We start from the raw sequence: 11,269 nt of genomic DNA, 5'->3' as shown, positions 1-11,269 counted from the left end.
AAGCCTCCCTTCAAAATAAAAATACCCTCTCGAGAGAGGGCATAAATAAACAACCTATGCAAGTATCCACCTATCTCCCGTAGGTGTAAGATACCCGTAACAGGCAGGTCTCCTGGCTCAGGTTCAACATTCAGCTGCGCCTTCCCAGTTTCCCAGTGGCATATTGCAGTGAACTTCCCTTTACAGTAGCGGGACTGCGCCGGATTTACACCGGTCTTCCCTATTAAGCGCCGACCGCAATCGGCACACCTGTTGATTTTTTCCAATACTATATATTCTACATTCTTTTGCAAAGTCCTGCTGACCTGCAAAGCATTTTTTCATATTCTTCATCTAAATAATCATGGGCGTCATTAACATTCCTTACGGTAATCAATACACGGCTGCGTCCAAACCAGTAATACACCCTGATTTCATACCATTGAGCTACACCATCCGCTCCGACGAAACGACATTCGCAGCCAGAATAATCAGGAGTATTATTGTAATTTGCAGATAAAACGTCAAAATCAAGCTGAGCCGTAAATTTTTCAATATCTTCAGGATAAAGCAATTCCTGAACGATATGCTTGTAATCATTTTTATAATCACCTGTATACGGAATAAAAACATTCCCTGTAGGATTAAAAGCCATTCTTGAATAGCGTCCATCTTTTAGATTCAATTCAATTGCAAAATCATACATCTGCGGGAATAAATCGCCCAAATCTCTGTATGATGGTAATTTTACAGTACGTCCGTAACCGCTGATGCTGCGACGTTCAGCATTAACTATTTCAATCTTACTTAAATTAAGCAGATTTTCAAACTGCGGCCTTCTCAACGGCTGGCAATAATAGAATCCCTGAGCTATATTGCAGGAAACACTTTTCATTATCGCAACCTGTGCCTCAGTTTCAACACCTTCACAAATCATCGTGATATCCAATTCTTTTGCAATAGCTGCCATCCCTTTGATGATTTTGATATCTTTATCATTATCACAGGCGGCAAGCATTCTTTTATCTATTTTTAAAATATCAACGCTGATATCACTTAAAATACGCAGAGACAAATACCCGGCGCCAAAATTATCAACAGCAATCTTAAATCCCTGATTTTTCAGCTCGTCAACCTGCATCCCAGCAAAATTCACATCATCAGCCAATAATCTTTCAGCAAGCTCAACTACCAAAAGCTTGTGCGGAACATTATGCTTATCGGCAGCTTCTTTTAAAGAATCAATAAAATTTTCATCTTTAAAATGTTCAAATGAAAAATTACAGGAGATTGGAAAAACCTGTAACCCCAAGGCAAGGCGTAATGCTAAGAAATGGCAGACTTCTTCAAAAACAAAATTTTCAAATTTAGATAACTGGTTATTATCTTCAAGGATAGGGATCAAAACTTCCGGAAGAATTATCCCGCGCGTAGGATGCTCCCAGCGCAGTAAAGCTTCCGCACCAACAATCTCATTAGTATAGATATTGTATTGCGGCTGAAAATAAACAGTGAACTCTTTATTATTAAGAGCACTGCAAACTTCTTCAGAAAGAGAATTATAACCAGTTGTGAATTCAAAATCATTGATTATAAAGAAACTGCGGCAGCATTTGTGAAAAACTTTTTTGTTGAGCTGAGCAACAGTTTTTACCATTGCATCTTCCAGCGAGTCTTCGACTCGACATACATAAAGATCTCCGCGCAATTTGATGCTGACATTGCAAATACGCTTGACTTCGCTTTCTACCATATCAGATAATCCGTCAAACCAATTATTATGCGTTTCTTCATCTGTAAAAGGAACAAGGCAAAAGAACTTATCTCCGGCCTGTCTTGTTGTAAGATATCCCTTCACAACACGTCGGTTAAGCTCTGTTCCCAAAATGCGTAAAACATTATCTGCTGTCTCACGCCCATAAATATCAACGATATCATGGTAAGGGTCAATATCTAAATGTATTAGCGCCAAAAGCTCTTTTTTGCGCTGCAGCATTTCATCCGCTTTTTCTTTAAACTTATCAAATCCCAGTGTACCGCTTACTTTATCACGTACATATTTCTGCGAATACAACATTCTTTGATGTTCAGAAGACTTAAGGTAGAGAATTGCTACAAACACACCAAAAGCAATTATCGACAACAGGTAAAAATTCATAGTAATCTCCCATTATCTTTCAATATAATTATAGTAAGTATATATCTTTCGTATAAAAAATACTACATTTTTAACTACTTCAAAACATTTTTAAAGTAATTTAACCCAAAAGAAAATGACCATACAGTTCTTACCGAACCTATGGTCATTTTGTTTTAAGCTTCTACTTCTACTTCAACTCTTGATAAAATGAAACATAAATCAGAAAGTCTGTTCAAACAGATAAGAACCTGCTGATTGACTTCTTCTGTTTCAGATAAGCGGAGCAGACAGCGCTCGGCACGACGAGTAGTTGTACGCGCGATGTCCAAAGCAGCTGATCCGGGGGTGCCTCCGGGGATGATAAAATGACTCAAAGGCTGGAGCATATTATCGAATTTATCGATAGTTTCTTCAAACATTTTCACATGCTCTTCTTTGATATAAGGCTCAGGCAAATTCAAGCTTGCTATATCAGCCATCAGTGACATCAGAAGCTGCTGAACTTTGTAAATCGTTTCCCTGACATCTTCGCGTCTGACTGTAGCTCTTGCCAGGCCAAGCGCCGAACTGATCTCATCAACTGTACCGTAAGCTTCAACTCTCATGCTTTGTTTTGGTACACGTTCGCCTGTATAAAGTCCGGTAGTGCCTTTGTCACCAGTTCTGGTATATACTGCTGCTTTCATTTTGTCACCATCCTTCCGGAAAATTTTAAATTAATAAATTTCTTCAGCTTTAAAGAAATTTTTGATTTCGCGTGCAGCGGATTCTTCACTGTCACTGCCATGAACGATATTTTCGCCGATAGTCAGCGCGTAATCGCCGCGGATAGAACCAGGAACAGAATCTAACGGATTAGTAGCACCCATCTGGCCACGAACCGCTTTAATTGCATTCTCACCGGAAATAACCATTGCTGCAACAGGGCCGGAAGTAATAAATTCAACCAATTCACCAAAGAAAGGTTTGCCTTCATGTTCAGCATAATGATATTTAGCTTGTTCTTCAGTGATTTTTACTAATTTTAAAGCCGAAACTTTCAAGCCGCGGCGTTCAAAACGAGCGATGATTTCACCAATCAGATTTTTTTTGACACCATCGGGTTTTACGAGTACGAGTGTTTGTTGCATTGGAATCTCTCCTATCTAGACTATTTTAATTTATACTAAATCGCAAAACGATTTTAGCCTTTTAAAAGCTGCTGATACTTTTTCTTATCCAGTTTCTCGATCATTGCTGTGATCAGCTGAACAGCACCTTGATAATCATCCATATGAATAATGGATTGATGACTATGTATATAACGGGTAGGGATACTGAATGTTAATGTCAAAACACCGGCATCGTGTAAATGTATACGACCGCCATCAGTAGCACCGCCCTCTGAAATACTGATCTGTGTTGGCAGCTTCAATTCTTCAGCAACTTCTTTTGCAAAATCACGCAATGCTGTATTGGGAATCATACCAGCATCAAAAATTGTTATAGCAATACCCTTTCCCAATTTCGCAGGAGCTACATCATCACTTACACCTGGCGTACCACCAGACACACATGTATCAATAACGAAAGCAACATCAGGGCTCAGCAGATTAACGCTTGTTTGAGCACCACGTAACCCGACCTCTTCCTGTACTGTCGCTACACCATATACAGTATTAGGATGCTTTGTGCCGATATTTTCCATAACGTCTGCCATGACTGCACAGCCGATGCGATTATCCCAGGCTTTACCAAGCAGAGTTTTACCATCGCCCATAACTGCAAATTCAGCATATGGCGTCACTGGACAGCCTTCGAAAACTCCTAAATTGCGAGCCATGTCTTCGTCGGCAGCTCCAATATCAATATACATATCGCGCTTGGCAACCACTTTTGTTCGTTCTTCCGGTGTCAGTATATGTGGAGGTTTACTGCCGATAACGCCAACAAGATCACCCTTGCTACCGTGTACAGTAACGCGCTGGCTCAGCATAACCTGCTCCCACCAGCCACCTAAACAAGTAAATTTTAAAAAACCTTCTTTTGTTATATGCTTAACCATAAAACCAATTTCATCCATATGGCTGGCAAGCATAATTTTTGGCAAGTCCTTGCCTTGACCTTCATTAGTAAAAACAGCGCTGCCTAATTTATCATAAGATACTTTGGCTTTGCCCTGCAGCCGCTTTTGAAGCAAATTTTTAATTGGTGTTTCAAATCCTGAAACACCGCAGGTTTCAGAAAGCTGTTTTAACCAAGTTAATTTTTTATCCAATTATTTCGCACCTCCACTGCTGCGCATAGCTTTGGCCTGCGCGCGTAACCGTGCCACACGGTCTGCGGTGCTGGGATGTGTACTGAATAACTGCTGCATATCTTTTGCGCTAAAGGGGCAAATGATAAACATATGAGCAGTATTTTCAGTAGCTCCCGGCATCGTTCTGTTTTTTGCATACGATTCTATTTTCAGCAAAGCGTCAGCCAAAGCATCCGGATTACCGCTTAACTCACCACCGGATTTATCAGCCATATATTCCCTCGAACGCGAAACAGCCATCTGAATAATACCTGCAGCCAAAGGCGCCAGTATCATCATAGCCAAACCAACAATAGCACTGCTGCTATTGCGGTCTCTGTCGCCACCACCAAAGAACATCCCCCAGTGAGATAGCGTCGTAATAATACCTGCCATAGATGCAGCTATTGTACCGATTAAAATATCACCATGTTTGACATGACTCAATTCATGTGCCAAAACGCCTTCAATCTCATCTTTATCTAAGGCATTGGCCAAAGCGGTAGTTACTGCAACCGCAGCATGTTCAGGGTTACGGCCGGTTGCAAATGCATTCGGCACAGGGCTGTCAATAATATATACTTTAGGCATCGGCAAATTGCCTCTTTCCGCCAAACGCTGCACCATTTTATATAAAGCAGGCGCACTTTTTTCATCAACCTGTTTGGCATTATACTGTGCCAAAACCAGTTTATCGCTGTTCCAGTACGAAAATAGATTCATGGCGAGGGAGATGATAAGCATCATCATCATACCGCGGGCACCGCCGAAATAATCTCCGACCAGTACCAATAACACAGTAAGAGCCGTCATTAAAAAAGCTGTTCTCATACTTTTTTGTTCCTCCTCAAAATAAAAACTATCGAACATTATCTATAAGACCTGCGTAAGTCTTATAGCATATTATACCAATTACTGCACTATTTTTCAATTTGCGCTTTAACAGCTGTCAACATATTTTCACTGTTTTCACGAACTTTTTTCTTTAAAATAGGATTTAACAGCCCGGCAATCATCGGAATACCAAATTCAAAATCTACCAGCAGGGAAACTTCTGTCCCTTCACTCACGGGTACAAGTCTCCATTCCCCTTCCATTTTTTTCAAATCACCCTCGGTCTGACAATAAGTGATACGCATTTCTTCCGGATAAAAGGTATCGCGTTCAGTCCAGACGATTTTACGACCATCAACATTAGATACCCAATGTGAAACAGTAGTATTTTCTCCGCGTTCTAAAATTTCTACACTCACCAGATCATGCATAAAAGAGGGGTAAGCTTCCATATTTTTTATAATTTCAAAAATAGGCTTACTATCGCCGTTGATCACAATCTTTGTTTCTACGCAAGGCATAATTCTGCTCCTTTTATAAATCTTCAATCACTTCAGCCGTACTGCTGACAGCTTCTCTAAAGATAGTCAAAACCTGATCAATAACATCTGTAGGCATGATCAGAGGCGGTTCAATACGAATAACTTTAGGATTATTTAGAGTATAAGCAATAATAACTCGTTTATCGATCATCAGCGACATCAGCATTCCACCGGCGCCTTCTTTTGTAAGCTCAATTCCGATCATCATTCCGCGGCCGCGGATCTCTGCGATGACCGAAGGATAATCTTTTTGAATTGATTCCAACCCTTTTTTAAAGTATGCCCCCGCCGCAGCACTGCGATCCAGCACATCATTTTTTTCAATGTAATTCAGCGCAGCATTGGCAGCAGCACACGCTAATTGATTACCGCCAAAAGTTGAAGTGTGTAAAAAAGGTGCTTCTATTAATCCAGCCCAGGCATCAGCCGTAGCGGTTATAGCTCCGATCGGCATCACCCCTCCACCTAACGCTTTAGCCGTAGCCATGATATCCGGAGTTATCTGCTCATGTTCAACCCCAAACCAGGTCCCGGTTCTGCCAATACCAGTCTGTACTTCGTCCGCAATCAGTAAAGTACCGTATTGGTCACATAACTCTCTTACTGCTTTAAAATAACCTTCCGGCGGAACGATAATGCCGCCTTCCCCTTGAATCGGCTCTAAAATAATGGCAGCTGTTTCTTCATCAATAGTTTCAGCAAGATCATCTATATCCCCATATTCTACATGTGTAAAATTATCCAGCAGCGGTTTAAACGGATCTCTAAACAAATCTCTGCCAGTAGCTGTCAACGAACCAAAAGTTTTTCCGTGAAACGCATTCCTTGCCGCAATAAACTTTTTCCTTTTTGTAGCCAGTCGCGCAACCTTCAGGCATCCCTCAACAGCTTCTGTACCGCTGTTAACGAAAAAACTGTATTGCAAAGCACCGGGAGTAATTAAAGCCAGTTTTTCAGCCAGATCTGCCATAGGTCTGTTAAAAAGCACTTTACCGCTCATTGGCATTTTATGCAGTTCTGCTTCTACAGCAGCTACGACATCAGGATTGCGATGTCCTAACGCAAACATTCCGTAGCCGCCAAGACAATCAATGAATTGTTTGCCCTCGCTGTCAGTTATAGTCCACCCCTCTGCATATCTTTCAACGCTTGCCAATCCCATAAACCGAAATAATTTCGCCTGAGCAGGGTTAATATATTTTTCATATTTACTGATCGTTTCTTCAACATACATATGTATAATCCTCCGACTACTTCAATAAACTACTTACAGGAACTAATTGAATACCAGATGCATTTACCTCGTCGATAACTTTGCTCCACGCTGCGGCAGTATGCGGTCTGGCATGACAAATGGCAATAGCGCTTCCATTTCTGTCCGCCATTTCTACAGCCTGCCATATTTTAGCAATAATGTCATCTTCGTCGGAACTGTTGTCCAAAAATATATTGTTACGGGCAGTAGGAACACCCATACTGCGTGCGACCTGATCACCTATAGATTTAGAGTATGTACTGCTGTCTACAAAAAACAAGCCTTGTTGTTTTAAAACTTTCAGTACAGCTTTCATCGTTGCTTCATTACTTGTTGCTTTAGAACCCTGATGATTATTGACACCTTCGATACCTGGTAAACTCTCTACCGCTTTCCGAGTTAATTGCTGCGCCTGTTCAGCAGTCATATCAGTCAAGATTGTAATCTTACCCTCAGACATAGCTGCTCTGTCCATAGGTTCCATAGGCAAATGCAGCATCGCAGTCTGACCGCCGCCTTTTATAACATGCAAAGCGTCACTGCTGAAATCTTTATAGGGAAGAATAGCGTAACTGAAAGGCGCATTCAAATTGACCAGCTTTCTCACCGGTGCCAGATCGTAACCACAATCGTCAATAATGACAGCCAATTTTCCATGATATTTCTGAGCAGTTTTTTTGTCATCTTTCTTCGTACTTTCGTCTTCTTTGATATCTTTATCTTCTTTAGTCAGATTTAAGTTATGATAAAAGTAAACCGTATCGGTGATAAAATTCATTTTACCAGTTCCTGCTTTAGCTGAAATAGCAATTTCCATACGTACAGCTTCCCAACCATTATAAGTAGCCTCACGCTGATTGAGAACAATCATTTTCGTACCGGAAATCTTTTCGCCAAGCCAGGCTGCCGCACCTTCTAATCCAGTACTTGGCGGAACTCCAATAGCCAGCTGCCGCTTATTCCAGACAACTTCTCCACCTGTTTCTTTCATACGTTCGTGCTGATCTTCACGACCATTATCAGTTAACTGCCAGTTATCCTTCGATAATAAAATATCATCGACTGCCCTATGCGCTTCTTTGGACTCTTCCCGCAAATCAACCGAAGAAGAACCAGTCAAGCCTTTATCAAGCACATCTTTTTCTCCGTCTCTGCTCGCCGCATAATAAATGCCTCCAGCAACAGCTATAGCTAATAATACTAAAATCAAAGTCAGTACAAAACCTCCTCCTGACCCTTTTTTTCTATTAGTCCTTCTTGCCATAGTAGCCTCCTCTATGCCCGCGGATGCGCTTTTTCATAAATATCGCGCAGGCGTTTATTTGTCAAATGCGTATATATCTGTGTCGTAGAAATATCCGAATGCCCTAAAAGCTCCTGGACAGACCGCAGATCAGCACCATTGTCAAGTAAATGTGTTGCAAAGGAATGCCTCAGCATATGTGGTGTAAGCTCCTTATTTAATCCTGCCTGATGCCCATAACCGCGAATGATTTGCCAAAACCTCTGCCTTGTCATTTCATTTCCGCTCATACTTAAAAATAAATTCTTTACATTAGGATTTTTAGTATGAAGCAGTTTGGGCCTTACCACATTCAGATATTTATCCAAATATTCAACTGCTATGCCGCCAATGGGTATTAACCGCTCTTTAGATCCTTTACCGAAAGCGATGATATACTTCATTTGCAGATTAACGCCGCTGACAGGCAAACCCAATAATTCAGAAACACGCATTCCCGTTGCATAAAGCACTTCCAGCATCGTTCTGTCACGATAGCCTTCATCCGTTCTCAAATCAGGCTGTTCCAAAAGCTTCAAAACCTCTTCCTGATTTAAAACTTTTGGCAGCTTGATACCTTTTGTTCCAGCTTCTACAACTTCCGCAGGATCAATCTCCAAATACCCTTCTGCTGTCATAAAACGATAAAAAGATTTTATAGCAGCAAGTTTTCTGGCAATCGTTGCTGCGGCTAAACCTTTATTTTTCAAACCTGTCATATAGCGAATAACCTGCTCACGCGATACAGTTGCCAAGGCGTCATTATCCTTTAATCCTAAAGCTTCTTTAAACAAACGCAAATCACGCTCATAAGCTAATCTTGTATTTGACGCTAAGCCTAATTCAACTGTCAGATATTCAAAAAACAAATTTAATTTATCGTTCATATTTCATCCTCAAAAAAGAAAAACAACGCTCAAGCGCTGTTTTTCAAAACATTATTGTTCGCGCTTCTCTGGCTGCATAATTGTAATATTAGCAGCCGGCGAAATAGTCGATATAGCGTGCTTATAAACAAGCTGTTGTTTGCCTTCATTTTCAATAATAACAGTAAAGTTATCAAAACCTCTTACCAGACCTCTGATTTGGAAACCATTAATCAGGTAAATAATGACGCCAAGGTTTTCCTTACGCACATGATTTAAAAAACTGTCCTGTAAATTCATTGCTGGCTTTGATCCACTATTATTCATAGCTTTCCCCTCCAAAATAATTTCTATCTATTGTTATAATTTTACCGCAGTTTAAACTTTTCCACAAGCGTTTGCTGCATCTCGTCAATAATCTTTTCATACACAGGCTCTTTTTCCAAATCAAACCATTTAATATACGGCATCTGACGATACCAGGTAAATTGGCGTTTAGCAAAATTACGTGTCGCCTGTTTCAATTTCTCAACTGCTGCCAATTTATCCATCTGGCCTTGTAGATACCAGACTATTTGTCTGTAACCAATGCTGCGCATCGACTGAGCATCCAATGATAGCCCACTGTCGAGTAAAGATTTAGTTTCCTCTACCAGACCATCTGCCATCATTTTATCAACTCTGGCATTGATCCGCGCATATAAACTTTCTCGTTCCATTCGCAGACCAAAAACAACAGTTTCATAAGGCCATTCCTCCGACTTCCTATGAGCTATTTTTTCACCACTCTGTGCTGCTTCAATAGCTCTGATAATTCTTCTGCGATCATTTATATGTAATCTTGAAGCGGTCTCCAGGTCAAGTTCCTGCAGTTTTTCATACAAGGCGCTGTTGCCGTGTTCTTCAGCAAATGCTTCCAATTCACTGCGTAGTTCACTGCATTCTTCAACAGTATTAAATTCATAATTTTCAAGCAGGGCCTTGATATAAAGACCGGTACCGCCAACAATTACAGGTAATTTACCACGACTATTGATATCAGCAATTATTTTTTCCGCTTTTTCTTTAAAATCAACAACGCTGAAAGCAGCATCCGGCGGCAAAATATCGATTAAATGGTGCGGTACTGCCGCCAGTTCTTCAGCAGAAGGTTTAGCTGTACCAATATCCATTCTTTGATATACAAGCATGGAATCACCGGAAATTATCTCGCCATTCAGACGTTTGGCTAAGGCTATCCCGCAATGGCTTTTGCCTGTTGCAGTAGGACCTAAAATGACTGCAACTCTCGGTTTCATGCCGTTACCTCCTTCGGATACCATATTTTACACGGCTATAACGGCCGCCCAGAATTTCCGTACACCCTAAAGCTTCCAATAATTTTTGTCCGCGTTCTTTAACCACTACACAAGGAGCTACTCTAAGTGCCGCCTTAACAGTCGCTTCTGTTAACGGTTTCTCACAGGAAATAGGCCTCAATGGCTCCATATTTGAAGAAGCATTTATCGGGATTCGAAACATTGGGTCAAAATAAACAACATCAAAGCTGTCGGCAGGCAAAGTGTACAAATACTCATCTGCTTCCGCATATACCGTTTCTATTCTGCGCATGGCATTGTTTAAATCAACATCTTCAGCCTGATAATTCTGCAGGCCTTCGCTAACTACAAAATGTAACAACGGCGAAGCCTCAACAGCACAAACACTTCCTGTCCGGCCTGTAATAAAACTGGCAACAACAGCATCACTTGCCAGCCCCATCGTACAATCCAGTACTCTCATTCCCGGTTTAAGAGCCAATGCAGCACTAAAGTGATCAGGCTCGTGCTTTTTTAAACGCTGTACCCGCAAAACGGCCATACTTGGATGAAAAAAGAAAGTTCCAGAAGCAGTATATACCTGCGGGCCTTTATTTGTTGCTACTAAAAGTGCTTCTACCCGTTCTTGATCTAGTAAAAAACCCAAAGACCCCCTACTGCCACGTTCCACATATTTTACACCAAATTTTGCTGCCCATGTTTGCGCAAGTTTTTCTAAGGCAACATTTTCACTGCGTCCAACTGTTACTGCAAATTTAAACGTTTTCTGCATGT

General features: G+C 41.0%; 12 protein-coding genes and 1 riboswitch. All 12 genes read right to left on the bottom strand.

Annotated elements, in window-relative coordinates; genetic code table 11:
- Positions 1–85 precede the first annotated feature (85 nt).
- Positions 86–268: riboswitch (cobalamin riboswitch) on the bottom strand.
- Positions 269–277: 9 nt separating this feature from the next.
- Entirely contained in the window at positions 278–2,137 is a 1,860-nt protein-coding gene (locus C8D73_RS00170) for an EAL domain-containing protein (RefSeq protein ID WP_113076942.1), read from the bottom strand.
- Between the two features lie 155 nt (positions 2,138–2,292).
- Complete coding sequence (locus tag C8D73_RS00165; protein WP_021718548.1) at positions 2,293–2,805, bottom strand: cob(I)yrinic acid a,c-diamide adenosyltransferase; 513 nt, start codon at positions 2,803–2,805, stop codon at positions 2,293–2,295.
- 30 nt (positions 2,806–2,835) lie between these two features.
- Entirely contained in the window at positions 2,836–3,249 is a 414-nt protein-coding gene (gene ndk / locus C8D73_RS00160; protein ID WP_021718549.1) for a nucleoside-diphosphate kinase, read from the bottom strand.
- 53 nt (positions 3,250–3,302) lie between these two features.
- On the bottom strand, positions 3,303–4,376 hold the full coding sequence (locus C8D73_RS00155) for a M42 family metallopeptidase (protein ID WP_113076941.1): 1,074 nt from the start codon (positions 4,374–4,376) through the stop codon (positions 3,303–3,305).
- Positions 4,377–5,228, bottom strand: a complete 852-nt coding sequence (htpX, locus tag C8D73_RS00150; RefSeq protein WP_113076940.1) for a zinc metalloprotease HtpX — start codon at positions 5,226–5,228, stop codon at positions 4,377–4,379. It abuts the gene before it with no gap.
- An 89-nt stretch (positions 5,229–5,317) separates the two neighbouring features.
- Positions 5,318–5,752, bottom strand: coding sequence for a type II toxin-antitoxin system RatA family toxin (locus C8D73_RS00145; protein WP_021718552.1), 435 nt, complete (start codon positions 5,750–5,752; stop codon positions 5,318–5,320).
- A gap of 13 nt (positions 5,753–5,765) precedes the next feature.
- Positions 5,766–7,007: an aspartate aminotransferase family protein gene (locus C8D73_RS00140; RefSeq protein ID WP_170123138.1), complete on the bottom strand. Its 1,242-nt coding sequence runs from the start codon at positions 7,005–7,007 to the stop codon at positions 5,766–5,768.
- A gap of 16 nt (positions 7,008–7,023) precedes the next feature.
- Positions 7,024–8,292, bottom strand: coding sequence for a divergent polysaccharide deacetylase family protein (locus tag C8D73_RS00135; protein ID WP_113076938.1), 1,269 nt, complete (start codon positions 8,290–8,292; stop codon positions 7,024–7,026).
- 11 nt (positions 8,293–8,303) lie between these two features.
- Complete coding sequence (gene xerD, locus C8D73_RS00130; protein WP_113076937.1) at positions 8,304–9,197, bottom strand: site-specific tyrosine recombinase XerD; 894 nt, start codon at positions 9,195–9,197, stop codon at positions 8,304–8,306.
- Positions 9,198–9,248: 51 nt separating this feature from the next.
- On the bottom strand, positions 9,249–9,503 hold the full coding sequence (gene hfq, locus C8D73_RS00125; protein ID WP_021718556.1) for an RNA chaperone Hfq: 255 nt from the start codon (positions 9,501–9,503) through the stop codon (positions 9,249–9,251).
- Positions 9,504–9,544: 41 nt separating this feature from the next.
- Complete coding sequence (gene miaA / locus C8D73_RS00120) at positions 9,545–10,474, bottom strand: tRNA (adenosine(37)-N6)-dimethylallyltransferase MiaA (RefSeq protein ID WP_113076936.1); 930 nt, start codon at positions 10,472–10,474, stop codon at positions 9,545–9,547.
- A 4-nt stretch (positions 10,475–10,478) separates the two neighbouring features.
- Positions 10,479–11,267, bottom strand: coding sequence for a class I SAM-dependent methyltransferase (locus C8D73_RS00115; RefSeq protein WP_113076935.1), 789 nt, complete (start codon positions 11,265–11,267; stop codon positions 10,479–10,481).
- Between the last annotated feature and the right edge of the window lie 2 nt (positions 11,268–11,269).

It is taken from the genome of Phascolarctobacterium faecium DSM 14760 (assembly GCF_003269275.1).
Classification (GTDB): Bacteria; Bacillota; Negativicutes; order Acidaminococcales; family Acidaminococcaceae; genus Phascolarctobacterium; species Phascolarctobacterium faecium.
Note: the sequence above shows the minus strand (reverse complement) of the source record. Positions and strands in the feature narration are given on the sequence as shown.